The organism is Pseudomonas sp. RW407, from assembly GCF_003176655.1.
GTDB classification, from domain to species: Bacteria; Pseudomonadota; Gammaproteobacteria; order Pseudomonadales; family Pseudomonadaceae; genus Pseudomonas; species Pseudomonas delhiensis.
In genome coordinates, this window is sequence record NZ_QGSL01000029.1 from 142,596 (window position 1) to 167,047 (window position 24,452).

General features: G+C 68.8%; 25 protein-coding genes. 17 read left to right on the plus strand and 8 right to left on the minus strand.

Going from position 1 to position 24,452, the window contains the following annotated elements; translation table 11 throughout:
* Positions 1–115: 115 nt before the first annotated feature.
* From DK254_RS01500 to DK254_RS01525, 6 genes are all read right to left on the minus strand, one after another.
* Entirely contained in the window at positions 116–1,090 is a 975-nt protein-coding gene (locus tag DK254_RS01500; protein WP_109931714.1) for a serine/threonine protein kinase, read from the minus strand.
* 160 nt (positions 1,091–1,250) lie between these two features.
* A complete protein-coding gene (locus DK254_RS01505; protein WP_109931716.1) occupies positions 1,251–1,697 on the minus strand; it encodes a substrate-binding domain-containing protein in 447 nt (148 codons plus the stop codon).
* 79 nt (positions 1,698–1,776) lie between these two features.
* Entirely contained in the window at positions 1,777–2,544 is a 768-nt protein-coding gene (locus tag DK254_RS01510) for a TOBE domain-containing protein (RefSeq protein ID WP_109931718.1), read from the minus strand.
* Between the two features lie 88 nt (positions 2,545–2,632).
* A complete protein-coding gene (locus DK254_RS01515) occupies positions 2,633–3,331 on the minus strand; it encodes a ComF family protein (protein WP_256595807.1) in 699 nt (232 codons plus the stop codon).
* A 52-nt stretch (positions 3,332–3,383) separates the two neighbouring features.
* Positions 3,384–3,677: a hypothetical protein gene (locus tag DK254_RS01520; RefSeq protein WP_109931721.1), complete on the minus strand. Its 294-nt coding sequence runs from the start codon at positions 3,675–3,677 to the stop codon at positions 3,384–3,386.
* 56 nt (positions 3,678–3,733) lie between these two features.
* Positions 3,734–4,651: a LysR family transcriptional regulator gene (locus tag DK254_RS01525; RefSeq protein ID WP_109931723.1), complete on the minus strand. Its 918-nt coding sequence runs from the start codon at positions 4,649–4,651 to the stop codon at positions 3,734–3,736.
* A gap of 132 nt (positions 4,652–4,783) precedes the next feature.
* Here DK254_RS01525 and DK254_RS01530 point away from each other — a divergent pair, with 132 nt between their 5' ends.
* From DK254_RS01530 to DK254_RS01605, 16 genes are all read left to right on the plus strand, one after another.
* Positions 4,784–5,542, plus strand: coding sequence for a 5-oxoprolinase subunit PxpA (locus tag DK254_RS01530; RefSeq protein WP_109931725.1), 759 nt, complete (start codon positions 4,784–4,786; stop codon positions 5,540–5,542).
* A gap of 72 nt (positions 5,543–5,614) precedes the next feature.
* Positions 5,615–5,863 carry an acetyl-CoA carboxylase gene (locus tag DK254_RS01535; protein WP_089392929.1) on the plus strand — a complete coding sequence of 83 codons (249 nt, stop codon included), beginning with the start codon at positions 5,615–5,617 and terminating at the stop codon, positions 5,861–5,863.
* A gap of 10 nt (positions 5,864–5,873) precedes the next feature.
* A complete protein-coding gene (locus DK254_RS01540) occupies positions 5,874–7,238 on the plus strand; it encodes an acetyl-CoA carboxylase biotin carboxylase subunit (protein WP_109931727.1) in 1,365 nt (454 codons plus the stop codon).
* A gap of 1 nt (position 7,239) precedes the next feature.
* Entirely contained in the window at positions 7,240–8,118 is an 879-nt protein-coding gene (locus tag DK254_RS01545) for an allophanate hydrolase subunit 1 (RefSeq protein WP_109931728.1), read from the plus strand.
* On the plus strand, positions 8,108–9,085 hold the full coding sequence (locus DK254_RS01550) for a biotin-dependent carboxyltransferase family protein (protein ID WP_109931730.1): 978 nt from the start codon (positions 8,108–8,110) through the stop codon (positions 9,083–9,085). Before DK254_RS01545 ends, DK254_RS01550 begins: the two co-directional genes overlap by 11 nt.
* A 211-nt stretch (positions 9,086–9,296) precedes the next feature.
* A complete protein-coding gene (gene bioB / locus DK254_RS01555) occupies positions 9,297–10,352 on the plus strand; it encodes a biotin synthase BioB (protein WP_109931732.1) in 1,056 nt (351 codons plus the stop codon).
* Between the two features lie 98 nt (positions 10,353–10,450).
* Positions 10,451–11,656, plus strand: a complete 1,206-nt coding sequence (gene bioF, locus DK254_RS01560) for an 8-amino-7-oxononanoate synthase (RefSeq protein WP_109931734.1) — start codon at positions 10,451–10,453, stop codon at positions 11,654–11,656.
* Positions 11,649–12,374, plus strand: a complete 726-nt coding sequence (locus DK254_RS01565; RefSeq protein WP_109931736.1) for an alpha/beta fold hydrolase — start codon at positions 11,649–11,651, stop codon at positions 12,372–12,374. The genes bioF and DK254_RS01565 overlap by 8 nt, the downstream gene beginning before the upstream one ends.
* A complete protein-coding gene (gene bioC / locus DK254_RS01570) occupies positions 12,367–13,173 on the plus strand; it encodes a malonyl-ACP O-methyltransferase BioC (RefSeq protein ID WP_109931737.1) in 807 nt (268 codons plus the stop codon). The genes DK254_RS01565 and bioC overlap by 8 nt, the downstream gene beginning before the upstream one ends.
* Positions 13,174–13,247: 74 nt before the next feature.
* Positions 13,248–13,937, plus strand: coding sequence for a dethiobiotin synthase (gene bioD / locus DK254_RS01575; RefSeq protein ID WP_109931739.1), 690 nt, complete (start codon positions 13,248–13,250; stop codon positions 13,935–13,937).
* A 66-nt stretch (positions 13,938–14,003) separates the two neighbouring features.
* Positions 14,004–14,231 (plus strand): hypothetical protein, encoded by a 228-nt coding sequence (locus tag DK254_RS01580; protein ID WP_089392938.1) that lies wholly within the window; start codon positions 14,004–14,006, stop codon positions 14,229–14,231.
* Between the two features lie 304 nt (positions 14,232–14,535).
* Positions 14,536–16,341, plus strand: a complete 1,806-nt coding sequence (locus tag DK254_RS01585) for a phenylacyl-CoA dehydrogenase (RefSeq protein ID WP_109931741.1) — start codon at positions 14,536–14,538, stop codon at positions 16,339–16,341.
* A 206-nt stretch (positions 16,342–16,547) separates the two neighbouring features.
* Positions 16,548–16,883: a type II toxin-antitoxin system RelE/ParE family toxin gene (locus DK254_RS01590; RefSeq protein ID WP_109932917.1), complete on the plus strand. Its 336-nt coding sequence runs from the start codon at positions 16,548–16,550 to the stop codon at positions 16,881–16,883.
* Positions 16,876–17,196, plus strand: a complete 321-nt coding sequence (locus tag DK254_RS01595) for a helix-turn-helix domain-containing protein (RefSeq protein ID WP_089392940.1) — start codon at positions 16,876–16,878, stop codon at positions 17,194–17,196. The genes DK254_RS01590 and DK254_RS01595 overlap by 8 nt, the downstream gene beginning before the upstream one ends.
* 241 nt (positions 17,197–17,437) lie before the next feature.
* Complete coding sequence (locus DK254_RS01600) at positions 17,438–19,234, plus strand: acyl-CoA dehydrogenase C-terminal domain-containing protein (RefSeq protein ID WP_109931743.1); 1,797 nt, start codon at positions 17,438–17,440, stop codon at positions 19,232–19,234.
* Positions 19,235–19,454: 220 nt separating this feature from the next.
* Positions 19,455–21,233, plus strand: coding sequence for an acyl-CoA dehydrogenase C-terminal domain-containing protein (locus DK254_RS01605; protein ID WP_109931745.1), 1,779 nt, complete (start codon positions 19,455–19,457; stop codon positions 21,231–21,233).
* Between the two features lie 460 nt (positions 21,234–21,693).
* On the opposite strand, the gene DK254_RS01610 is transcribed toward DK254_RS01605, so the two are convergent.
* Positions 21,694–22,584 carry a LysR family transcriptional regulator gene (locus DK254_RS01610; protein ID WP_109931747.1) on the minus strand — a complete coding sequence of 297 codons (891 nt, stop codon included), beginning with the start codon at positions 22,582–22,584 and terminating at the stop codon, positions 21,694–21,696.
* Positions 22,585–22,684: 100 nt separating this feature from the next.
* On the opposite strand from DK254_RS01610, the gene DK254_RS01615 reads away from it, so the two are divergent.
* Positions 22,685–23,386, plus strand: a complete 702-nt coding sequence (locus DK254_RS01615; protein ID WP_109931749.1) for an MOSC domain-containing protein — start codon at positions 22,685–22,687, stop codon at positions 23,384–23,386.
* Positions 23,387–23,728: 342 nt separating this feature from the next.
* Here DK254_RS01615 and DK254_RS01620 read toward each other — a convergent pair whose 3' ends face one another.
* Positions 23,729–24,430: a cyclic nucleotide-binding domain-containing protein gene (locus DK254_RS01620; RefSeq protein ID WP_109931751.1), complete on the minus strand. Its 702-nt coding sequence runs from the start codon at positions 24,428–24,430 to the stop codon at positions 23,729–23,731.
* Positions 24,431–24,452: the final 22 nt, after the last annotated feature.

Below are 24,452 nucleotides of genomic sequence, written 5' to 3' on the forward strand. Positions count from 1 at the left end.
TTGCCGGACGGCGCGGAAAAAGCTGTGGTTTTATAGGAGCCAGCAGGCATTCCCCTGTAGGAGCGCGCCCTGCGCGCGAATCGCGGGCAGGGTCCGCTCCTACAGGTTGACGCCGTCAGAACAACCGCAACGGCTCCTCGTCCAGCGCCGCCATCTGCTCGCGCAGCACCAGCACCTGCTCGCCCCAGTAGCGCTCGCTGCCGAACCAGGGGAAGCTCGGCGGGAACGCCGGGTCGTCCCAGCGCCGTGCCAGCCAGGCGCTGTAGTGCATCAGGCGCAGGGTGCGCAGGCCCTCGATCAGCGGCAGCTGGCGCGGGTCGAAGTCGTGGAACTCCTGGTAGCCGTCGATCAGCTCCGAGAGTTGCAGCAGGCGCTCCTGGCGCTCGCCGGCGAGCATCATCCACAGGTCCTGAACCGCCGGGCCCATGCGGCAATCGTCCAGGTCGACCATGTGGTAGGCCTCGTCGCGGCACAGCAGGTTGCCCGGGTGCAGGTCGCCGTGCAGGCGGATGGAGGTATAGCGGTTGTCGACGAACAGGGCGTCCAGGCGCTTGAGCAGGTCGCGGGCCACCGACTCGTAGGCCGGCAGCAGGCTCTTGGGTACGAAGTTGCCTTCCAGCAGGGTGGCCAGGGACTGGTGGCCGAAGTTATCCACGGTCAGCTGCTCGCGGTGCTCGAAGGGGCGCGTGGCGCCTACCGCGTGCAGGCGGCCGAGCAACTGGCCCAGGCGGTACAGCTCGTCGAGGTTGCCCGGCTCCGGGGCGCGGCCGCCACGGCGGGGGAACAGGGCGAAGCGGAAGCCGGCGAACTCGAACAGGCTTTCGCCGTCGCGCACCAGCGGCGCCACCACCGGCACCTCGCATTCGGCCAGCTCGGCGGAGAAGGCGTGCTCCTCGCGGATAGCCGCATCGCTCCAGCGCCCGGGGCGGTAGAACTTGGCGATCAGCGGCTGCTCGTCCTCGATGCCCACCTGGTAGACGCGGTTCTCGTAGCTGTTGAGCGCCAGCACCCGCGCGTCGCTGAGGTAGCCCAGGCTTTCCACCGCGTCGAGGACCAGGTCGGGCGTGAGGGCGGAGAAGGGATGGGACATGGCGGCGATCCAGGACTGTGAACAGGCCCCTAGTCTACGCACACCGCCGTGGGATTGCTGGCTCCTGCGCCATTACGCCTGGGGGACTCTTCGCAGGATGGGTCGAGCTTGCGAAAACGATGGGTATCGCTTCGCTCAACGCCATCCTACGTGGGTGTCGTCAGTTGCTGCAGGCGCCGAAGTGGAAGCCGGCCTTGGCCAGCGCCTCGGGGTGCGCCTTCAGGTAGCTGAAGAAGCGTTCCGCCAGCACGTGCCGCGGGCCTTCCACCAGCACCAGGTAATACTGCGCCTGCGGGGCGCAGGCATAGGGTCGCGGCGCTTCGCCGCGGCCCTGGGCATGCAGCGCCTGCACGCCGTGGGCGCCGTCGTCGGCGAAGAACAGGTCGAAGGGCATGCCCTGGCCGATGTCGCGGGCCAGCTCGGCGCTGTCGCCCTCGATCAGCAGGACCTTGTTGCCGGTCTGCAACTGGTACTGGTCGGCCAGCGCCTCCAGGGCCGCCATCGGCTGGTGGCCGCTGGCCACGCGCAGGACGTCGGGGGTGGCCTGGCCGATCGATGGCAACAGGGCGCTGCACATCAGCAGCAGGGGGATCAGGAAGCGGCGCATGGGCGGGGGCTCAGGGCAGTGGGATGGCCTATTGGAACCCCACCGCCGGCGCCGGCCGTTGACTCAAGGCAGGCTTCGTTCAGACCGGCGTGCCGAGGATCACCTGCGCCGGGGAGAACTGCGTGCGCACCCGGCTGCCGGGGGCCAGGCGGAGGATGTCGATGCGTTCCTGGTCCACCAGGGCGCAGAGCATCTGCCCGCCGGGCAGCTGGATGCGCACCTCGCTGGGGCCGTCGCCGGCCTCGCGGATGTCCTCGACCCGCCCCTCCAGGGCGTTGAGCCCGGCCGGGCACTCGATCTGCGGCAGGTCGACGTAGAGCCAGCCGGCCTTCATCAGCGCGATCACCGGCAGGCCTTCGCGCAGTTCCAGCTTCTCGGTGCTTTCGCGGGTGATGCGCGCGTGGATGCGCGCGCCGCCGGGCAGGTCGATGCCGACCAGGTCGTTCAGCCCCGCCGGCTCGATGCTGCAGACGCGCCCGTGCAACTGGTTGCGCGCGCTGGTGCGCAGCATCAGGCGGCCGATCAGCTCCAGGTCCTCGCCGTCTTCCTCGATGGTTTCGAGCATGCGCTCGCGCAGCTCCTCCAGGCGCTGGTACAGCGCCAGCAGGCGCTCGCCGGCCGGCGTCAGGCGCGCGCCGCCGCCGCCCTTGCCGCCGACGCTGCGTTCCACCAGCGGGCGTTCGGCCAGGTTGTTCAGCTCGTCCACCGCATCCCAGGCGGTCTTGTAGCTCATGCCGGCGGCCTTGGCGGCCTGGGTGATGGAGCCCAGCGCGGCGATCTGCGCGAGCAGGGCGATGCGTTGCGGGCGGCGGGTGACGTGCTGGGTGAGGAGGCTGAGGCTGGTCATCGTTTTCGTTGTTGTGTTCGCGATAGGGCGAGGCTGGTAGCTGCGCCGGCAAAAGGCAAGGGGAATCCGTCGGATGCCCGCCGCGGGTTCAGCCCGGCTTCGGCGTGCGGGCCAGGCAGTAGACGTCCACCCGCTCTGCGCCGGCACGTCGCAGCAGCTGCGCCAGGGCCGTGGCGGTGGCGCCGGTGGTCAGCACGTCGTCCACCAGCGCCAGGTGCAGGCCGCGCAGGGCCGTAGCGTCGTCCAGGGCGAAGGCCTGGCGCAGGTTGCGCCGTCGCTCGGCCTTGTCCAGGCCCTGCTGCGCCGGAGTGTCGCGCACCCGGCGCAGCGGCTGGCGCCAGGGCAGGCCGAGCTCCGCGGCCAGGTTGCGGGCCAGCAGCTCGGCCTGGTTGAAGCCGCGCCGGCGCTGCCGGCGCGGGGCCAGGGGCACCGGCAGGAGCAGGTCGGGCAGCGGCAGGCCCTCGGCGAAGGCATGCCGCAGGTGGCGCCCCAGCAACTGGCCCAGCAGCCGCCCCAGGGGCCGGTCGGCCTGGTGCTTGAAGCGGGTGATGGCGCCGTCCACCGGGAAGGCGTAGCGCCAGGGCGCCAGCACCTGTTCGAAGGGCGGCGGCCGGCGCAGGCATTCGCCGCAGGTCAGGCCGTGTTCCGGCAGCGGCAGGGCGCAGGTGCCGCAGTGGCCGCCCAGCCAGGGCAGGTCGGCATCGCAGCCGGCGCACAGCGGCAGGCCGGTATCGGCAGGGCCGCCGCAGAACAGGCAGTCCAGGGGTGGCGCGAGGAGGGCGCGCAGGCGGGCGAACGTGAGCAGGGTGGCGTCCTCCGGGTGATGCCCCGGCGGACGCTCAGTGGATCAGCCAGCTCATCACGATGAGGCCGAGCACGGTGAGCAGGATGCCGCCGAAGAACGAGCGCCGGACGAAGGCGCGGATGCCACTGTAGAGCAGCAACAGGCCGAGGAAGAGTAGGACGAAGCTGAAGATCGACACGTCCATTCCGATGGCCCGGGCCAGGCCGTGGAGGAACTGGTCCATGGCCGCCCAGATGCTGCCCAGCAGGCCGGAGAGGAGGTCGACGACGAAGCGGATCGCCTTGCCGAGTGTCTGGCCGAGCCAGTCGAAAACGCCTTCTGTTTCCATGTCCGTATCGTTTTCCCAGTGTTCCGCCCATTGGAGTGGCGCGAGGGCCGCCGGGTTCAGCGCCGTGTGCTGCTCAGTTGCGGCGCCAGGAAGGACTGCCGGAAGTATTCGCGGAACGCCTTCATCGCCGGGGTGAACTCGCGGTCGCGGTGCCAGGCCAGGCCGACGCTCATCGAGGGCACCGCGTCGACCAGCGTGAGCGTCTCGATGCGTTTGCCCTCCAGTGACCAGGGACGGTAGACGAGGTCGGAAAGGATGGCCACGCCGGAACCGTTGGCGACCATGCTGCGCACCGCCTCCACCGAGCTTGTGCGCAGGATCACCCGCGGCTGCTGGCCGCTGTGCTGCCAGTAGCGCATGGAGGATTCGCCCGCCTCGTCGACGGTCAGCATGATGTACGGCTCGCCGGCCACCTCGGCCAGGCCCACGGCCGTGCGTTCGGCCAGCGGGTGGCGTATCGGCAGCCAGAGGCGGCGGGTGGAGCTGAACAGCGTCTCCGCGGTGATCTGCGGCTCGGTGAGGTTGCCGGTGAGCACCACGGCCATGTCGTAGCGTCCTTCGATCAGGCCGCGCTCGATGTCCACCCGTTCCTGCTCGTGCAGGTGCAGCCTCAGGTCCGGGTACCACTGCGACAGGCGCTGCAGGTGGTGCGGCAGGAAGTAGCCCATCACGGTGTAGCTGGCCGCCACGTTCAGGCTGCCGCTGAGGTGGGTGTCCGGCAGCGGGCTGTTCAGCGCGTCCTCGACGCTGCGCAGGATGGAATAGGCGTGGTTGAGGAAATGCCGGCCGTTGTCGGTGAGGGTCATGCCCTGGGCCGTGCGGGTGAACAGCGCGGCGCCCAGCAGGCCCTCCAGTTCCTGGATGGCGCTGGTCACGGCCGATTGCGAGATGTGCAGGTTCAGCGCCGCCTGGGAGATCTGCCCGACCTCGGCGGTGGCCACGAAGTAGCGTACCTGGCGCAGGGTGAAAGCCATGGGGCGGTGCTCCGGTAGGTATCTGTTTTTCAGAATCTACTGTATCGGATAATAAATCTACCCAATGACACCCCTGCGACTTAAGGTCACCCCAACGACCTTCACAACAACGCATACAGGGGCCGGGCGGCGATGCAGACAGTCGATCTCAATTCCGACATGGGCGAGGGCTTCGGCCCCTGGACCATCGGCGATGGCGTGGACGCGGCGATCATGCCGCTGATCAGCAGCGCCAACATCGCCACCGGTTTCCACGCCGGCGACCCGAGCATCATGCGCCGCACCGTCGAGCTGGCCCTGGAACATGGCGTGGGCATAGGCGCGCACCCCGGGTTTCGCGACCTGGTCGGGTTCGGCCGGCGGCACATCAACGCGCCGGCCGCCGAACTGGTCAACGACATGCTCTACCAGCTCGGCGCGCTGCGTGAGTTCGCCCGCCTGCAGGGGGCGAGCCTGCAGCACATCAAGCCCCATGGCGCGCTCTACATGCACCTGGCCCGCGACGAGGCGGCGGCCCGCGAGTTCGTCGCCACCCTGCAGCGCCTCGACCCGCAGCTGGCGCTGTTCTGCATGGACGGCTCGGCCACCTGGCGCGCCGCGCAGGAACTGGGCCAGCCGGTGGTGCGCGAGTTCTACGCCGACCGCGACTACGACCGCAGCGGCTCCATCGTCTTCATCCGCCGGGTGCGCGCACTTGATCCCCAGGAGGTGGCCGCCAAGGTGCTGCGCGCCTGCCAGGAGGGCCGGGTGCGCACGGTGGAGGGCGAGGACATCGCCATCGCCTTCGACTCCATCTGCATCCACAGCGACACCCCCGGCGCCCTGGCGCTGGTCGAGGCGACACGCGCCGCCCTGCTGGGCGCCGGCATCCGCATCGAGGCGCCGCGCTGAGCGCCGCCCCGCCTGGCGGGGCCTTCCATCACTGCATCTGCCATCCATACATTCGAACAATGAGGAACAGTCATGGCCGAACATACCGTGCAGTCGCCCTTGCCGGGCACCTTCTACCGCAAGCCGAGCCCGGATGCGCCCAACTACGCCGAAGCCGGCCAGCGCGTCGAGCCGGGCAGCGTGATCGGCCTGGTGGAAGTGATGAAGCAGTTCTCCGAGGTGCAGGCCGAATGCGCCGGCACCCTGCGCGCCTTCCTGGTGGAGGATGGCGAGCCGATCGAGCCGGGCCAGGCCCTGGCGACCATCGACGGCGACGCGTGAGGGCCCGGCCATGCTGAAGAAACTGCTGGTGGCCAACCGCGGCGAGATCGCCGTGCGCATCATCCGCGCGGCGCGGGCCCTGGGCATCCCCACGGTCGCGGCGTGCAGCGAGGCGGACGCCGACTCGCTGGCCGCGCGCCAGGCCGACGAGGTGCGCATCATCGGCCCGGCCCGCGCCGACCGCAGCTACCTGAACGCCGAGGCGCTGTTGCAGGCCGCGCGCGACAGCGGGGCGGACTCGATCCACCCCGGCTACGGCTTCCTTTCCGAGAACGCCGACTTCGCCGAGGCGGTCAACGCCGCCGGGCTGGTCTTCGTCGGCCCCGATGCGCGGACCATCCGCCGCATGGGCGACAAGGCCGAGGCGCGGCGCACGGCCATGGCCGCCGGGGTGCCGGTGGTACCGGGCTCGCCGGGCGAACTGGAGGACGTCGAGGCCGCGCTGCGCTGTGCCGAAACGGTCGGCTACCCGCTGTTGGTCAAGGCTTCGGCCGGTGGCGGCGGGCGCGGCATCCGCATCGCCCACGACGCCGAGGAGCTGCGCCGCGAATTCCCCATCGCCCAGCGCGAGGCCCAGGCGGCCTTCGGTTCCGGCGCGGTGTACCTGGAGCGTTTCATCCGCCAGGCGCGGCACATCGAGGTGCAGATCCTCGGCGACGGCCAGCGCGCGGTGCACCTGTTCGAGCGTGAGTGCTCGCTGCAGCGGCGCCGGCAGAAGGTCTTCGAGGAGGCGCCCTCGGCGGCATTGAGCGAGGCCCAGCGCGAGGCGCTCTGCGCCAGCGCCGTGCGCCTGGCGCAGAGCCTCGGCTACCGCGGCGCCGGCACCCTGGAATACCTGTTCGATTCGCACAGCGGCGAGTTCTTCTTCATCGAGATGAACACCCGCATCCAGGTCGAGCACCCGGTCAGCGAGATGGTCACCGGCATCGACCTGGTCCAGGCCATGCTGCGCATCGCCGGCGGCGAGCCGCTGGCGCTGCGCCAGGAAGACATCCGCCTGCGCGGCGCGGCGCTGGAAATGCGCATCAACGCCGAGGATCCGGCGCGCAACTTCTTCCCCTGCCCGGGCACGGTCGAGGGCCTCGGCTGGCCCCAGGGCGACGGCGTGCGGGTGGACAGCCACCTGTATCCCGGGTACCGCGTACCGCCTTACTACGACTCGCTGCTGGCGAAGATCATCGTCCACGGCAAGGACCGCGAGGAAGCCTTCGCCCGTGCGCAAAAGGCCCTGGACGAGACCGAGCTGAGCGGCATGGCCACCACCCTGTCGCTGCACCGCTGGCTGCTGGCGGAGCCGCGCGTGCGCGCCGCGCAGTTCGACACCGGCACCCTGGAAACCTGGCTGGCCGAGCGCGCCGCCGCCCTGGAGGTGTGACATGCACGAGCAGATCCGCTACAGCTTCGGCGGCGACGAGCACCTGTTCGCCGAGGTCGCCGAATCCATGTCGCTGGAGGCCTTCTTCCGCGGCATGGCCATCACCCGGGCGATCGAGCGCCAGGCCATCCCCGGCGTGCTCGACGTGTGCCTGGCCAACGCCTCCTTCCAGGTCCGCTTCGACCCCGACCAGGTGGCCCCGCAGGCGCTGCTGGAGCAGGTGCGCGAGCTGGAGGCCCATGCCACCACCGAGCGCAGCATCCGCACGCGGATCATCGAGATCCCGGTGCTGTACAACGACCCCTGGACCCATGAGACGCTGATGCGCTTCCGCGACCGCCACCAGGACCCGGACTCCACCGACCTGGAATACGCGGCGCGGATCAACGGCTACCAGGACGCCCAGGCGTTCATCGAGGCGCACAGCGGCACGCCCTGGTTCGTCTCCATGGTCGGCTTCGTCGCCGGCCTGCCGTTCATGTACCAGATGGTCGAGCGCGAGCGGCAGCTGCAGGTGCCCAAGTACCTGCGCCCGCGTACCGATACGCCGAGGCTGACCCTCGGCCACGGCGGCTGCTTTGGCTGCATCTACTCGGTGCGCGGCGCCGGCGGCTACCAGATGTTCGGCGTCACCCCGGCGCCGATCTACGACCCGCAGCAGCGCCTGGGCTACCTGCAGGATTCCATGGTGTTCTTCCGCGCCGGCGACATCGTCCAGTTCCGCCCCATCGACCGCGAGGCGTACGACCGCGCCCTGGCCGAGGTGGAGGCGGGCAGCTTCGCGCTGCGCATCCGCCCGGTCGAGTTCGACCTCGACGCTTTCCTCGCCGACCCGCAAGGCTGCAAGCAACGACTGCAGGAGGTGCTCCATGTCGCTTAAGGTGCTCAAGCCCGGCCTCGCCACCTCGGTGCAGGACGCCGGCCGCGAAGGCTACTACCACCTGGGCATCCCGCCCTCCGGCGCGCTCGACCAATACGCCCTGCGCGCGGCCAACCTGCTGGTGGGCAACCCGGCCACCGCCGCGGCGCTGGAGTGCACGCTGCTCGGGCCGCAGCTGGAATTCCAGCGCGATGCCCTGGTGGCGGTCTGCGGCGCGGCCATGACGCCACGCCTGGACGGCGCCCAGATGCCACTGGACTGCGCCTTCCGCGTGCGCGCCGGGCAGGTGCTGGGCTTCGACTTCATCAAGGCCGGCGCCCGTGGCTACATCGCCATCGACGGCGGCATCGAGGTGCCCGAGGTGCTGGGCAGCCGCTCCACCTATGGCCTGGGCAGCATCGGCGGCTTCTCCGGGCGGCGCCTGCAGGCCGGCGACGAGCTGCCCCTGGGCGCCCCCGCTGGTGCCGGTCGCGAGGGCCTGGCGCTGCCGCGCTCGCTGCAGATCGAGGTCGGCGGCGAGATCAGCCTGCGGGTGGTGCCGGGGCTCTACCACCATCGCCTGACGGCACAGGCCGCCGAGCAGTTCTTCGCCGATACCTGGACCGTCGGCTCCGAGGCCGACCGTACCGGCTTCCGCTTCAAGGGCGGCACGCCGCTGGCCTTCGAGCCACGCGAGCAGCCGTTCGGCGCCGGTTCCGACCCGTCGAACATCGTCGACGCCTGCTACCCGATCGGCTCCATCCAGGTGCCCGGCGGCCTGGAGCCCATCGTCCTGCACCGCGACGCGGTATCCGGCGGCGGCTACGCGATGATCGGCACGGTGATCAGCGCCGACCTCGACCGCATGGCCCAGCTGCAGCCCAACCAGAAGGCCCGTTTCGTCGCCATCTCCCTGGAGGAAGCACTGGTGGCGCGGCGTCGCTACAAGCAGCAGGTCGAAAACCTGTACCGCTTCTTCCTGGCCTAGCTGACCGCCACGGTGGCGTACCCCGCGGCTTCCGCGCCGGGCGCCGCCGTGGCTCAGGGTTGATCAATTAGTAGTCACTTGTCGACTTGTGACTTCATCTTGGTTGACAGCGACCAAGGCTTACATATCATGCCTCCAAAGCCTGAACCGCCGCGCCAGCCGTGGTGGTCGAGAACAACGAGGCGTCAGCCCGCGTCCGAAGGAATTCCCCATGAGTGCATCCGCATCCGTCGTCACCCGCCACGACTGGACCCTCGCCGAAGTGAAGGCGCTCTTCGAGCAGCCCTTCAACGACCTCCTGTTCCAGGCGCAGACGGTGCACCGCGCGCACTTCGACCCGAACCGCGTGCAGGTCTCGACCCTGCTGTCGATCAAGACCGGCGCCTGCCCGGAAGACTGCAAGTACTGCCCGCAGTCCGGCCACTACAACACCGGCCTGGACAAGCAGAAGCTGATGGAAGTGCAGAAGGTGCTGGAAGCGGCCGCCGAGGCCAAGGCCATCGGCTCCACCCGCTTCTGCATGGGCGCGGCCTGGAAGCACCCCTCGGCCAAGGACATGCCCTACGTGCTGGAAATGGTGAAGGGCGTGAAGCGCCTCGGCCTGGAAACCTGCATGACCCTCGGCAAGCTGACCCAGGAGCAGACCCAGGCCCTGGCCGAGGCCGGGCTGGACTACTACAACCACAACCTCGACACCTCGCCGGAGTTCTACGGCAACATCATCACCACCCGCACCTACGGCGAGCGCCTGCAGACCCTGGCCTACGTGCGCGAGGCGGGGATGAAGATCTGCTCCGGCGGCATCCTCGGCATGGGCGAGTCGGTGGCCGACCGCGCCGGCCTGCTGATCCAACTGGCCAACCTGCCCGAGCACCCGGAGTCGGTGCCGATCAACATGCTGGTGAAAGTGAAGGGCACCCCGCTGGCGGAAGAGAAGGACGTCGACCCCTTCGACTTCATCCGCACCCTGGCCGTGGCCCGGATCATGATGCCCAAGTCCCACGTGCGCCTGTCCGCCGGCCGCGAGCAGATGAACGAGCAGATGCAGGCCCTGGCCTTCATGGCCGGCGCCAACTCGATCTTCTACGGCGAGAAGCTGCTGACCACCACCAACCCGCAGGCCGACAAGGACATGCAGCTGTTCGCCCGCCTGGGCATCAAGCCCGAGGCGCGCGAGGAGCACGCCGACGAGGTGCACCAGGCCGCCATCGAGCAGGCCCTGGTCGAGCAGCGCGATTCGCAGCTGTTCTACGACGCGGCAGTCTGAGAGCGGCTGCAGGCTACAGGCGGCAGGCCACAGCGAGAGCGTCATGGCCGGCTGTGGTTTAGCCTGAAGCCTATAGCCTGCCGCCTGGAGCCTGCTTTATGTCCTTCGATCTCACCGCCCGCCTGGCCCAGCGCCAGGCGGACGATCTCTACCGCCAGCGGCCGTTGCTGGAGTCGCCGCAGGGCCCGCTGGTGCGGGTCGACGGCCGGCCGATGCTGGCCTTCTGTTCCAATGACTACCTGGGCCTGGCCAACCACCCCGAGGTGATCGCCGCGCTGCGTGCCGGCGCCGAGCGCTGGGGGGTGGGCGGTGGCGCCTCGCACCTGGTCAACGGCCACTGCGGGCCGCACCACGAGCTGGAGCTGGCCCTGGCCGAATTCACCGGGCGGCCGCGGGCGCTGCTGTTCTCCACCGGCTACATGGCCAACCTGGGCGCGGTGACCGCGCTGCTGGGCAAGGGCGACACCGTGCTGGAAGACCGCCTCAACCACGCATCGCTGCTGGACGCCGGGCTGCTCAGCGGCGCGCGCTTCTCGCGCTACCTGCACAACGACGCAGCCAGCCTGGCCACGCGCCTGGGCAAGGCCGAGGGCAACACCCTGGTGGTCACCGATGGCGTGTTCAGCATGGACGGCGACCTCGCCGAGCTGCCGGCCCTGTGCGCCGAGGCCAGGCGCCACGGCGCCTGGGTGATGGTCGACGACGCCCATGGCTTCGGCCCGCTGGGCGCCGGCGGTGGCGGCATCGTCGAGCACTTCGGCCTGGGCCTGGATGACGTGCCGGTTCTGGTCGGCACCCTGGGCAAGGCCTTCGGCACCGCCGGCGCCTTCGTCGCCGGCAGCGAGGAGCTGGTGGAGACGCTGATCCAGTTCGCCCGCCCGTACATCTACACCACCAGCCAGCCGCCGGCGCTGGCCTGCGCCACGCTGAAGAGCCTGGAGCTGCTGCGCAGCGAGAACTGGCGCCGCGAGCACCTGGGCCAGCTGGTCGCACGCTTCCGCCGCGGCGCCGAGGCCATCGGCCTGACGCTGATGGACAGCTTCACGCCGATCCAGCCGATCCTCATCGGCGGCAGCCGCCAGGCCATGGCGCTGTCGGCGGCGCTGCGCGACCACGGCATCCTGGTCGGCGCCATCCGCCCGCCGACCGTGCCGGCCGGCAGTGCGCGGCTGCGAGTGACCTTCAGCGCCAGCCACAGCGAGGAGCAGGTCGACCGCCTGCTCGAAGCCCTGGAGCAGAGCTGGCGCCAGGTCTCCAGCAGCCTGCTGGCGGAACTCGACGCCGAGGAGGGCGAGGATGCGTGACCAACTGATTCTGCTGCCCGGCTGGGGCCTGGGCTGCGCGCCCCTGGAGCCGCTGCGCGACGCCCTGCTGGAGCAGGCGCCGCACCTGCACGTGGCCATCGAGCCGCTGCCGCGCGAAGCCGACCCGGCGCTATGGCTGGACGAGCTGGACGACGAACTGCCCGAAGGCAGCTGGCTGGCCGGCTGGTCGCTGGGCGGCATGCTCGCCGCCGAGCTGGCCGCGCGCCGCGGCCAGGCCTGCCGGGGCCTGATCACCCTGGCCGCCAACGCCAGCTTCCGCCAACTGGACGACTGGCCGCAGGCCATGCCCAACAGCGTCTTCGAGGATTTCTTCGAGGCCTTCCTGCTGGAGCCGGAACTGACGCGCAAGCGCTTCACCCTGCTGGCCAGCCAGGGCGCCCGCGACGCCCGCACCCTGGCGCGGCAGCTGCAGGTGGCGCTGCCGGCGCTGGAGGCCGGGGCGCTGAGCGCCGGCCTGCAACTGCTGGGGCGCCTGGACACCCGCGCGGCGCTGGAGCGCTACGACGGCCCGCAACTGCACCTGTTCGCCGGCAACGACGCCCTGGTCCCGGCCGGCGCCGCCGACGCCCTGCTGGCGTGGTTGCCGGACGTGGAAGTGAACACCATAGCCGGCGCCAGCCACGGCCTGCCGCTGGAGCGCCCGGACGAGGTGGCCGCGGCCATCCTGACTTTCATCCACGAGGGCGACGATGTCTGATCCCCTGGGCGGCGCGCTGCCGGACAAGCGCCAGGTCGCCGCTTCCTTCTCCCGCGCGGCCGCCACCTACGACGCCGTGGCCGAACTGCAGCGCGGCGTCGGCGAAGGCCTGCTGGCGCGGCTGCCGGCCGACCTGGCGGTGCGCCGCTGGCTCGACCTGGGCTGCGGCACCGGCCACTTCAGCCGGGCCCTGGCCCGGCGCTTCGGCGAGGCCGAAGGGCTGGCCGTGGACATCGCCGAAGGCATGCTGCGCCACGCCCGCGAGCACGGCGGCGCGCAGCAGTTCATCGGTGGCGACGCCGAGCGCCTGCCGCTGCGCGGCGAGTGCTGCGACCTGCTGTTCTCCAGCCTGGCCATCCAGTGGTGCGCCGACCTGCCGGCGGTGCTCGGCGAGGCGCGCCGGGTGCTGCGCGAGGGCGGCGTGTTCGCCTTCAGCAGCCTGTGCGTCGGCACCCTGGGCGAGCTGCGCGCCAGCTGGCAGGCGGTGGACGGCTTCGTTCACGTCAACCGCTTCCGCGCCTTCGCCGACTACCAGGCGCAGTGCGCGGCGAGCGGGCTGGAAGTGCTGCAGCTGGCCACCGAGGACCGCGTGCTGCACTTCCCCGACCTGCGCAGCCTGACCCACGAACTCAAGGCCCTGGGTGCCCACAACCTCAACCCCGGCCGCCCCGACGGCCTGACCGGGCGGGCCAGGGTGCGGGCGCTGATCGAGGCCTACGAACGCTTCCGCCAGCCCGGGGGGCTGCCGGCGACCTACAGGGTGGTCTACGCCATCCTGCGCAAACCGATTTCCTCGTAGGAGGGGACTCCGTCCCCGATAGCCGAATCGCGGACGGAGCCCGCTCCTACACGGACAGCCTCTTGAGGAACCCCATGCCCCACGCCTACTTCATTACCGGCACCGACACCGAAATCGGCAAGACCACCATCGCCGCCGGCCTGCTGCACGCCGCGCGCATGGCCGGCATGTCCACCGCCGCCGCCAAACCGGTGGCCTCCGGCTGCGAGCGCCGCCCCGAGGGCCTGCGCAATGGCGACGCCCTGGCCCTGCTGGGCGAGTGCAGCCTGCCGCTGGCCTACGAGGAGGTGAACCCCTTCGCCTTCGAGCCGGCCATCGCCCCGCACCTGGCGGCGCGCGAGGTCGGCGTGGCGCTGAACGTCGACACCCTGGCCGGGCCGGTGCGCCACGTGCTGGCACGCGGCGCCGACTTCACCCTGGTGGAAGGCGCCGGCGGCTGGCGCGTGCCCCTGGCCGGCGAAGAGAGCCTGTCGGACCTGGCCATCCTCCTCGACCTGCCGGTGATCCTGGTGGTGGGCGTGCGCCTGGGCTGCATCAACCACGCGGTGCTCAGCGCCGAGGCCATCCTGCGCGACGGCCTGCCGCTGGCCGGCTGGGTGGCCAACATCGTCGACCCACAGACCTCGCGCCTGGAAGAGAACCTGGCGACCCTCGCCGAACGCCTGCCGGCGCCCTGCATCGGCCGCGTGCCGCGCCTGGCCGCGCCCACGCCGTTCGCCGTGGCCGGGCACCTGGACCTGGGGATCCTCGATCTTCCGGACTGATGGCCTTTGAATATCACCGACGATCCTGTTTGAATAGGCGGCAGGTTCCACCGAGGAAGATCGACCATGGAAATCTCCGGTAACGCATTCAGTACCGGTCTGCAGGGGCTGCAGCGCGGCCTGCAGCAGGTCGACCGCGCCGCCGCCCAGGTGGCCGCGCAGCCCGTGGCCCAGGACGACATCGCCCGCCCCGTGGTGGACATGGAAATGAGCAAGTACGCCGCCCTGGCGTCCAGCCGCGTCCTGCAGACCGCCGACGAAACCCTCGGGACGCTGATCGACATCAGCGTCTGACGCCTTTCCTCCCTTCAGAATTTCCTTTCAGCATCTTCGGGCCGTCACCTGTTGGCGGCCCGTGGCTGGGCTTTACTTGTGCCTATCGATACCCGCGAACGCAGCGCTCTGGCCCGTGCCCTCGCGCGTGACCGGGCGGTCGGCTTGCGCGCTTGACAAGGGTAGGGCGTAAACGTATGTTTCAAACGCCTGTTTGAGAGTCGAGGCGCACGGCGCATCGGCTGGGCGGCCGGGAACGCTCCCGCACAGCGACCGCAAGCATCGGTCGCCCATTAACCAGAACCCTTCGTAGAGGTTTACCGCTATGCCTGATTACAAGGCCCCCTTGCGTGATATCCGTTTCGTTCGCGACGAGCTGCTGGGCTACGAAGCGCACTACCAGAACCTGCCGGGCGCCCAGGACGCCACGCCGGACATGGTCAATGCCATCCTCGAAGAGGGTGCCAAGTTCTGCGAACAGGTGATCGCCCCGCTGAACCGCGTCGGCGACCAGGAAGGCTGCACCTGGAGCCCCGAGGGCGTGAAGACCCCCACCGGCTTCAAGGAGGCCTACCAGCAATTCGTCGAGGGCGGCTGGCCGAGCCTGGCCCATGACGTCGAGCACGGCGGCCAGGGCCTGCCGGAATCCCTGGGCATGGCCATCAGCGAGATGGTCGGCCAGGCCAACTGGTCCTGGGGCATGTACCCGGGCCTGTCCCACGGCGCCATGAACACCCTGCACGCCCACGGCACCCCGGAACAGCAGGCCACCTACCTGACCAAGCTGGTGTCCGGCGAGTGGACCGGCACCATGTGCCTGACCGAGCCGCACTGCGGCACCGACCTGGGCATGCTGCGCACCAAGGCCGAGCCCCAGGCCGACGGCACCTACAAGGTCACCGGCACCAAGATCTTCATCTCCGCCGGCGAACACGACATGGCCGACAACATCGTCCACATCGTGCTGGCCCGCCTGCCCGACGCCCCCCAGGGCACCAAGGGCATCTCGCTGTTCATCGTGCCGAAGTTCCTGCCCAACGCCGAAGGCGGCGTAGGCGAGCGCAATGCCGTGTCCTGTGGCTCCATCGAGCACAAGATGGGCATCCACGGCAACGCCACTTGCGTGATGAACTTCGACGCCGCCACCGGCTTCCTGATCGGCCCGCCGAACAAGGGCCTGAACTGCATGTTCACCTTCATGAACACCGCCCGCCTGGGTACCGCGCTGCAAGGCCTGGCCCACGCCGAGATCGGTTTCCAGGGTGGCATCGCCTACGCTCGCGAGCGTCTGCAGATGCGTTCGCTGACCGGCCCGAAAGCCCCGGAAAAGGCCGCCGACCCGATCATCGTGCACCCGGACGTGCGCCGCATGCTGCTGACCGCCAAGGCTTTCGCCGAAGGCAACCGCGCCATGCTGTACTTCGCCGCCAAGCAGGTGGACATCGTCCAGCGCAGCCAGGACGAAGAAGAGAAGAAAGCCGCTGACGCGATGCTGGCCTTCCTCACCCCGATCGCCAAGGCGTTCATGACCGAAGTCGGCTTCGAGTCGGCCAACCACGGCGTGCAGATCTATGGCGGCCACGGCTTCATCGCCGAGCACGGCATGGAACAGAACGTCCGCGACAGCCGCATCTCCATGCTGTACGAAGGCACCACCGGCGTTCAGGCGCTGGACCTGCTGGGCCGCAAGGTACTGATGACCCAGGGCGAGGCGCTCAAGGGCTTCACCAAGATCGTGCACAAGTTCTGCCAGGCCAACGAAGGCAACGACGCCGTCAAGGAATTCGTCGCGCCGCTGGCCGCGCTGAACAAGGAGTGGGGCGAACTGACCATGAAGGTCGGCATGGCCGCCATGAAGGACCGCGAGGAAGTCGGCGCCGCTTCGGTGGACTACCTGATGTTCTCCGGCTACGCCTGCCTGGCCTACTTCTGGGCCGACATGGCGCGCCTGGCCGCCGAGAAACTGGCCGCCGGCACCGGCGAGGAGGCCTTCTACAAGGCCAAGCTGCAAACCGCGCGCTTCTACTTCCAGCGCATCCTGCCGCGTACCCGCACCCACGTCGCCACCATGCTGTCCGGCGCCGGCAACCTGATGGACATGGCCGAGGAAGACTTCTCCCTCGGTTACTGATAGCGCCGCTGGCACCAGCCCGCCCCTTGGCGGGCTGTCCACGGAGGCACCCGACACCCTGCGAGCCAAGCGCCCGCAGGGTGTTTTCATTTCCGAGCCTGCTCCACTCGCGATCGTGGCCCGGCTTGATCGCTATACCAATATGGGTATAGATTCGTTCGGCCGTTCATGGGAAAGCCGAGCCATCAGTGAAGTCGTTGATCTGGATGGGCAGCAGCAAGAAGGACCTTCTGGACATGCCCGAGGATGTCCAGGATGTATTCGGCTTCGCCCTGCACCAGGCCCAGGAGGGCGGCAAGCATCCCCAGGCCAAGCCGATGAAGGGCTTCTCGGGCGTTGGAGTGCTGGAAGTCGTCGAGGATTACGACGGCGACACCTATCGAGCGGTCTACACGGTGAAACTTGCAGCAGCGGTCTATGCTCTGCACTGCTTCCAGAAGAAATCGACCAGAGGCATAGAGACTCCGCAGCACGACATAGCGCTGATCAAGAAAAGGCTGAAAGACGCGGAAGCCCATGCGAAGAGCGTAGAAAATGATTGAGTTCGAAGAAGGTAGCGGCAACGTCTATGCCGACCTCGGCAGGGACGATGCCGGCGAGATGCAGGTCAAGGCCAGGCTGGCATCCAAGATCGGCAGCATCATCAAGGCTCGCCACCTGACACAGACCCAGGCCGCGGAAATCCTCGGGCTTCCCCAGCCCAAGGTTTCCGACATGTTGCGTGGGAAGTTCAGAGGCATCAGCGAGGCCAAGATGATCGACTGCCTGGCCCGGCTCGGACGTGACGTCCAGATCGTGGTCAAGGCCGCGCCCCGTTCACGCCGTGAGGGGCGCGTGGAAGTGGTCTTCGCCTGATCGGCTCTCCCGTGCAGGAAGCCCGCCCTGATGGCGGGCTTTTTTGTGCCCGTGCAGGCCGCGAGTACCGCGTTGCAGCGTATGGCCGGGGCCGTCGCGGGGTGGTGCGGCCGGCCCGAGGCCGGGCCCGGTTATGGCCGCGCATTCATCGCGCGCAGAGTGATTGCCGCCGCTTTCCGGCGCACAGTAGGTTCAGGGTCTATCCGCGCCGTTCCGGCGCCGAACCGACTGGAGAACTGCCATGCCCGAGTACAAGGCACCCCTGCGCGACGTGCGTTTCCTGATCGACGAAGTCTTCGACTTCGCCGGCCGCTACCAGGCCCTGGGCGCGACCGATGCCAGCCCGGACATGGTCGCCGCGATCCTCGAGGAAGGGGCCAGGTTCTGCGAGCAGGTGCTGGCGCCGCTGAACCGTTCCGGCGACGAGGAGGGCTGCCACTTCGACAACGGCGTGGTGACCACGCCCAAGGGTTTCAAGGAAGCCTTCGCGCAGTACGTCGAGGGTGGCTGGAACGGCGTGTCGTCCGACCCCGAGTACGGCGGCCAGGGCCTGCCGCCGTCCCTCGGCCTGCTGGTCAGCGAGATGATCGGCGCGGCCAACTGCTCCTGGGGCATGTACCCGGGCCTGACCAAGGGCGCCATGGCCGCCATCCAGGCCCACGGCAGCGCCGAGCAGAAGCAGGCCTACCTGCCGCGCATGACCGCCGGCACCTGGACCGGCACCATGTGCCTGACCGAGCCGCACTGCGGCACGGACCTCGGCATCATCAAGACCCGCGCCGTGCCCAACGCCGATGGCAGCTACGCCATCAGCGGCACCAAGATCTTCATCTCCGCCGGCGAGCACGACATGAGCGAGAACATCATCCACCTGGTGCTGGCCAAGCTGCCCGACGCCCCGGCCGGCACCAAGGGCATCTCGCTGTTCATCGTGCCCAAGTTCAGCCTCGACGCCAACGGCGAGGCCGGCGCGCGCAACGCGGTGAGCTGCGGCTCCATCGAGCACAAGATGGGCATCAAGGCCTCGGCCACCTGCGTGATGAACTTCGACGGCGCCACCGGCTACCTGATCGGCGAGGCCAACAAGGGCCTGGCCTGCATGTTCACCATGATGAACCACGCGCGCCTGGGCACCGGGATGCAGGGCCTGTGCCTCGGCGAGACCAGCTACCAGGGCGCCGTGAAGTACGCCAGCGAGCGCCTGCAGATGCGCGCCCTGACCGGGCCCAAGGCGCCGGACAAGCCGGCCGACCCGATCATCGTGCACCCGGACGTGCGGCGCATGCTGCTGACCATGAAGGCCTTCAACGAGGGCAACCGCTCCCTGGCCTACTTCACCGCGCAACTGCTGGACATCGAGCACCTTTCCGAAAGCGCCGAGGAACGCGAGCAGGCGGCCAACCTGCTGGCCTTCCTCACCCCGATCTGCAAGGCCTTCATGACCGAAACCGGACTGGAGGTCACCAACCACGGCATGCAGGTGTTCGGCGGCCACGGCTTCATCCGCGAGTGGGGCATGGAGCAGCTTGTCCGGGATTGTCGCATCGCCCCGATCTACGAAGGCACCAACGGCATCCAGGCGCTGGACCTGCTTGGGCGCAAGGTGCTCGGCAGCCAGGGCAAGCTGCTGCTGGGCTTCACCAGGCTGGTCCACCAGCTGTGCCAGGCCAATGCCGAGCACCCGCAGCTGAAGGCCCAGGTAGCGCAGCTGGCGGCGCTGAACAAGCAGTGGGGCGAACTGACGCAGAAGGTCGGCATGGCCGCCATGAAGAACCCCGACGAAGTCGGCGCGGCGGCGGTGGACTACCTGATGTTCTCCGGCTACGTCACCCTCGGCTACTTCTGGCTGCAAATGGCCCTGGTGGCCCGGAGCAAGCTGGAGCAAGGCAGCAGCGAAGCCGGTTTCTACCAGGCCAAGCTGGCCACCGCGGACTTCTACTTCGCCCGCCTGCTGCCGCGCGCGGCCGCGCACAAGGCGGCGGTGGAGGCCGGCGGCGAAAGCCTGATGCGCCTGTCCGCCGAGCAGTTCGCCCTCTGATGCGCCAACCGCGGCCCCGGTCGCCCCTCGTGGCGGCCGGGGCCGCTGGCTGTCCGGTGGGCGCATATGGTGTGACCGATGATTAACAATTCGTTCACAATATGACGCTATGGCTCTGGAGAGTTGTCGGGGTAAACTCCGCCGGCGTACCCTTGCGTACGTCCTATCCTGAATACCGCTGGCTGCTTGTTCAGCCGTTGTTTCGCTCGAGGATTCCTACATGGCTGACTACAAAGCACCGCTGCGCGACATGCAATTCGTCCTCCACGAAGTCTTCGAGGTGGGCAAGCTCTGGGCCGAGCTGCCGGGTCTGGCCGAGACGGTGGACGTCGACACCGCCAACGCCATCCTCGAGGAAGCCGGCAAGGTCACCGCGGGCGTGATCGCCCCGCTGAACCGCAGCGGCGACGAAGAAGGCTGCAGCTGGAGCGCCGAGGGCGTGAAGACCCCGGCCGGCTTCCCCGAGGCCTACCGCACCTACGCCGAAGGCGGCTGGGTGGGCGTGGGCGGCGCGCCGGAATTCGGCGGCATGGGCATGCCCAAGGTCATCGGTGCGCAGGTCGAGGAGATGGTCAATGCGGCCAACCTGTCCTTCGGCCTCTATCCGATGCTGACCGCCGGCGCCTGCCTGTCGCTGCTCAACCACGCCAGCGAAGAACTCAAGGGCAAGTACCTGCCGAACATGTACGCCGGTACCTGGGCCGGTTCCATGTGCCTGACCGAGCCCCACGCCGGCACCGACCTGGGCATCATCCGCACCAAGGCCGAGCCCCAGGCCGACGGCAGCTACAAGGTCAGCGGCACCAAGATCTTCATCACCGGCGGCGAGCACGACCTGGCCGAGAACATCATCCACCTGGTGCTGGCCAAGTTGCCCGACGCGCCGGCCGGCTCCAAGGGCATCTCGCTGTTCCTGGTGCCCAAGGTGCTGGTCAACGAGGACGGCTCGCTCGGTGAGCGCAACGCCGTGAGCTGCGGCTCCATCGAGCACAAGATGGGCATCAAGGCCTCGGCCACCTGCGTGATGAACTTCGACGGCGCCACCGGCTGGATCGTCGATGCGCCGAACAAGGGCCTGGCGGCCATGTTCACCATGATGAACTACGAGCGCCTGGGCGTCGGCATCCAGGGCCTGGCGACCGGCGAGCGCTCCTACCAGAGCGCCGTGGAATACGCCCGCGAGCGCATCCAGAGCCGCGCGCCCACCGGCCCGGTGGCCAAGGACAAGGCGGCCGACCCGATCATCGTGCACCCGGACGTGCGCCGCATGCTGCTGACCATGAAGGCGCTGAACGAGGGCGGCCGCGCCTTCTCCAGCTACGTCGCCATGCAGCTGGACACCGCCAAGTACAGCGAAGAGCCCACCGTGCGCAAGCGCGCCGAGGACCTGGTCGCCCTGCTGACCCCGGTGGCCAAGGCCTTCCTCACCGACATGGGCCTGGAAACCACCGTCCACGGCCAGCAGGTGTTCGGCGGCCATGGCTTCATCCGCGAGTGGGGCCAGGAGCAGCTTGTCCGGGATTGTCGCATCACCCAGATCTACGAAGGCACCAACGGCATCCAGGCGCTGGACCTGATGGGCCGCAAGATCGTCGGTAGCGGTGGCGCCTTCGCCAAGCACTTCACCGACGAGATCAAAGCCTTCACCGCCTCGGCCGGCGCCGAGCTGGCCGAGTTCACCGGCCCGCTGAACGCTGCCGTGCAGAACCTCGAAGAGCTGACCGCCTGGGTGCTGGACCGCGCCAAGGCCAGCCCCAACGAGATCGGTGCCGCCTCGGTGGAATACCTCCAGGTGTTCGGCTACACCGCCTACGCCTACATGTGGGCGCTGATGGCTCGCGCCGCGCAGGGCAAGGAAGGGCAGGACGACTTCTACGCCAGCAAGCTGGGCACCGCGCGTTTCTACTTCGCCCGTCTGCTGCCGCGCATCCACTCGCTGAGCGCCTCGGTGAAGGCCGGCAGCGAGTCGCTGTACCTGCTCGACGCCGCGCAGTTCTAAGCCGCGCAGGCAGGCAGGGCCCCGCTTCGGCGGGGCCTTGTCGTTTCAGCGGGGCAACGCTTTGTAAGCCTAGGCTTACACGTCGTGGTGTCATTTGGCGTCTATCGACGACGAGGGCTGGCGAGTAATCTTGTTTCCAGTCAGGACACTGCGCAGGAAGCGCCGACGACAAAACGGAAAGATAGGGATTCCACCATGGACGGTGGCCAGCATGGACGTCAGGATATCGGTCTGCAAAACCCCGCTCGCAAGGCGGGGTTTTTCTTTGCCTGCGGTTTTTCCCCGCCTAGCCGACTGTAGGAGCGGGCCCTGCCCGCGATTCGCGCGCAGGGCCCGCTCCTACAAGGGGAATGGCGTGGGTGGGGCGGCGTAGGAGCGGATCTCATCCGCGATCCGCGCCGGGACGCCCGGCTATCGCGGAGAAGCTCCGCTCCTACGAAGAGCATCTTGGCGCGGGGCCCTACGAAAAACCCTGCACCGCGCCTTCCAGCAGCGAGCGCAGCAGCTCCACCGTGCTGTGCTGGCGCTGCGCGTCGCGGTACACCAGGCCTACGCTCAGCGGGATGCGCGGCTCGCTCAACGGCTTCCACAGCAGGTCGCGGTTGCTGTGCAGCTGTCGCGCGCGGCCCGGCAGCACCGTGGCGAAGCGGCTGTGGGGCAGGCTGTCGAGGATGCCGCTCATGTGGTTCAGCTCGGCCTGCACCCGTGGCCGGCGGCCGATGGCGGCCAGTTGCTCCTGCCAGATCTGCCGGGCGCGGAATTCCTCGCCCAGCAGCAGCATCGGCAGTTCCGCGGCCTGGGCCAGGGACACCTTCTTGAACTCGCGCAACGGGTGGTCGGCGGGGATCACCAACTGCAGCTCGTCCGGGTACAGCTCCACGCCATGCAGCGCCGGCTGGCGCGGCGGCAGGAAGCCGATGCCGATGTCCAGCTGCCCGGCCAGCAGCCGGCGCTCGATCTCCACCCCGGACAGCTCGTAGATGCGCACCTGCAGGTGCGGCTGCGCGGCGTGCAGGCGTTCCACCAGGTAGGGCACCAGGCTGGCGTTCACCGTCTGCAGCACGCCGATGGCCAGGCTGCGCGCGGCCTGCCCGCGGAAGCCGCGCAGGGCCTCGTGGGCGCGCTCCAGGCCTTCGAGCAGGGGCACGGCATGGTTGTACAGGGTGTGCGCCGCCGCCGTCGGCACCAGGCGCTTGCCGATGCGCTGGAACAGGGCCACGTCCAGGCTCCGCTCCAGCTGGCGGATCTGCTGTGACAGCGCCGGTTGCGACAGGGCCAGGCGCTCGGCGGCACGGCCGACGTGGCCTTCCTCGTAGAGCGCGACGAAATAGCGGAGCTGGCGGAAATCCATAAGCGCGGCTTATCAACGAAACTGGAAAATCGAAATGGATAGGTACCTATCCGAGGCTCTAGTCTAGTGCCTGTCCGCTGCTGCAGACGGGTAGACAAAGGTGGAAGGCATCGTCATCCAGGGTGTTTTCATAGGCAAAGTCGAAGAGTGCTGGGGCGGCCTGGTCAGCGCCATCGACAAGCTGGAAACCCGCGAGGAAGTCTGGCTCGGCAGCGAAGGCCTGCCCGGCGACGAACAGGCCGACCTGCGCCACCACGGCGGCCTCGACCGTGCGCTGCACCACTACCCGGCCGAGCACTACCGCCACTGGCGCAAGCAGCATCCGCAGCAGCGCTGGCAGCAACCGGCCTTTGGCGAGAACCTGTCGACCTTCGGTGTGAACGAGGCCGACGTGTGCATCGGCGACCTGTTCCGCTGGGGCGATGCGCTGATCGAGGTCAGCCAGCCGCGCTCGCCATGCTACCGCCTGGGGCGCCGCTGGAACCTCCCGGAACTGCCGCTGGAGCTGCAGCAGCAGGGCCGCTGCGGCTGGTTCTACCGGGTGCGTCGCGCCGGCATGGTCAGCGCCGCCGCGCCGCTGGAGCTGGTGCAGCGGCACTACCCGCAGCTGAGCGTGGCCAGCCTGTTGCGCTGGTACTTCGGCGAACCGCTGGAGCCGTGCGGCCTGCGCCAGATGATGGCGTGCGACGCGCTCTCGCTGCGCTGGCGTAAGACCGCCGCGCAACGCCTGGCCAGTGGCGTGGTGGAAGACTGGACGGCCCGCCTGCAGGGCCCCGAATGCCTGGGCAGCGGCCCCGCCTGACGCGGCGGCTGCCCACAACCTGCCTCGCGCCCGCCCCCGGACGTCGTTTTGGTCCATCGGGGCGGCTTTTATTCCCGGCCGGGGCGTTGCGCCCCGAGGCCGAAGGCGGCCTGTCGGCCGCATCGCGGATGAATCCGCTCCTACGCTGCATCAGCCATGGCGTACCCCATGTAGGAGCGCGCCCTGCGCGCGAATCGCGGGCAGGGCTCCTACATCCTCAGGCGAACACACACCGTAGGATGGGTTGAGCGAAGGCTCAACCCATCCTACGAAAGAAACCTGGCGCGGCCGTATGCTATCAGCATGCTCCCGTAGGAGCGGACTCCGTCCGCGATAAAGGCGTTACAGTTCGATCTCGCCCCCCGCCAGTGCGCACAGCTCGGTGAAGTCGACGATCTCCGTCTCCCGCCCGTTGACCCGCAGCAGGCCGTTCTTCTGCAGGCGGGTGAAGCTGCGCGACACGGTTTCCACCGCCAGCCCCAGGTAGTCGCCGATTTCGTGGCGCGACATGCTCAGGCGAAAACGCAGGGCCGAGAAGCCGCGCTCGCGGAAGTGCGCCGAGATGTTCAGCAGGAAGGCGGCGATCCGCGAGTCGGCGTTGAGCCGCGAGAGCAGCAGCTTCATCTGCTGGTCCTCGCGGATCTTGCGGCTCATCATCAGCAGCAACTGGTGCGACAGCCCGGGAATCTGCTGCGACAGCTCCTCCAACTGGTCGAAGGGAATCTCGCTGCACAGGGTGCTTTCCAGGGCGATGGCCGACACCGGGTAGCGGCCCTCGTCCATGCCGGAGAAACCGAAGATCTCGTTGGCGTAGTAGAAGCCGGTGATCTTCTCCAGGCCCTGCTCGTTGGTGGTCACCGTCTTCAGCGAGCCCGAACGCACCAGGTAGACGTTGTGGAAGGTGTCGCCCTGGCGGAACAGGTGGTCGCCCTTGTGCAGCAGGTGGCCGGGCTTGATGATGGCCTCCAGCTCGAGAATCTTGTCGTCGCTGAGCGTGGGCGGCGCCAGACGGCAGTTCTTGCAGTACGGTTGCGGCTTCAGCATCTGATTCATCCGGTTATCCCCT

Bases quoted from the DNA above. Each gene is read 5' to 3' on its own strand.
- bioD (WP_109931739.1), top strand. From the start codon at position 13,248: ATGCCCCACGCCTACTTCATTACCGGCACCGACACCGAAATCGGCAAG.
- DK254_RS01595 (WP_089392940.1), top strand. From the start codon at position 16,876: ATGATTGAGTTCGAAGAAGGTAGCGGCAACGTCTATGCCGACCTCGGC.
- DK254_RS01525 (WP_109931723.1), bottom strand. From the start codon at position 4,651: ATGGCTTTCACCCTGCGCCAGGTACGCTACTTCGTGGCCACCGCCGAG.
- DK254_RS01620 (WP_109931751.1), bottom strand. From the start codon at position 24,430: ATGCTGAAGCCGCAACCGTACTGCAAGAACTGCCGTCTGGCGCCGCCC.
- bioB (WP_109931732.1), top strand. From the start codon at position 9,297: ATGAGTGCATCCGCATCCGTCGTCACCCGCCACGACTGGACCCTCGCC.
- DK254_RS01590 (WP_109932917.1), top strand. From the start codon at position 16,548: ATGGGCAGCAGCAAGAAGGACCTTCTGGACATGCCCGAGGATGTCCAG.
- DK254_RS01535 (WP_089392929.1), top strand. From the start codon at position 5,615: ATGGCCGAACATACCGTGCAGTCGCCCTTGCCGGGCACCTTCTACCGC.
- DK254_RS01580 (WP_089392938.1), top strand. From the start codon at position 14,004: ATGGAAATCTCCGGTAACGCATTCAGTACCGGTCTGCAGGGGCTGCAG.
- DK254_RS01520 (WP_109931721.1), bottom strand. From the start codon at position 3,677: ATGGAAACAGAAGGCGTTTTCGACTGGCTCGGCCAGACACTCGGCAAG.
- DK254_RS01500 (WP_109931714.1), bottom strand. From the start codon at position 1,090: ATGTCCCATCCCTTCTCCGCCCTCACGCCCGACCTGGTCCTCGACGCG.
- DK254_RS01600 (WP_109931743.1), top strand. From the start codon at position 17,438: ATGCCCGAGTACAAGGCACCCCTGCGCGACGTGCGTTTCCTGATCGAC.
- DK254_RS01540 (WP_109931727.1), top strand. From the start codon at position 5,874: ATGCTGAAGAAACTGCTGGTGGCCAACCGCGGCGAGATCGCCGTGCGC.
- DK254_RS01550 (WP_109931730.1), top strand. From the start codon at position 8,108: ATGTCGCTTAAGGTGCTCAAGCCCGGCCTCGCCACCTCGGTGCAGGAC.
- bioC (WP_109931737.1), top strand. From the start codon at position 12,367: ATGTCTGATCCCCTGGGCGGCGCGCTGCCGGACAAGCGCCAGGTCGCC.
- DK254_RS01610 (WP_109931747.1), bottom strand. From the start codon at position 22,584: ATGGATTTCCGCCAGCTCCGCTATTTCGTCGCGCTCTACGAGGAAGGC.
- DK254_RS01510 (WP_109931718.1), bottom strand. From the start codon at position 2,544: ATGACCAGCCTCAGCCTCCTCACCCAGCACGTCACCCGCCGCCCGCAA.
- DK254_RS01565 (WP_109931736.1), top strand. From the start codon at position 11,649: ATGCGTGACCAACTGATTCTGCTGCCCGGCTGGGGCCTGGGCTGCGCG.
- DK254_RS01585 (WP_109931741.1), top strand. From the start codon at position 14,536: ATGCCTGATTACAAGGCCCCCTTGCGTGATATCCGTTTCGTTCGCGAC.
- DK254_RS01505 (WP_109931716.1), bottom strand. From the start codon at position 1,697: ATGCGCCGCTTCCTGATCCCCCTGCTGCTGATGTGCAGCGCCCTGTTG.
- bioF (WP_109931734.1), top strand. From the start codon at position 10,451: ATGTCCTTCGATCTCACCGCCCGCCTGGCCCAGCGCCAGGCGGACGAT.
- DK254_RS01530 (WP_109931725.1), top strand. From the start codon at position 4,784: ATGCAGACAGTCGATCTCAATTCCGACATGGGCGAGGGCTTCGGCCCC.
- DK254_RS01605 (WP_109931745.1), top strand. From the start codon at position 19,455: ATGGCTGACTACAAAGCACCGCTGCGCGACATGCAATTCGTCCTCCAC.
- DK254_RS01545 (WP_109931728.1), top strand. From the start codon at position 7,240: ATGCACGAGCAGATCCGCTACAGCTTCGGCGGCGACGAGCACCTGTTC.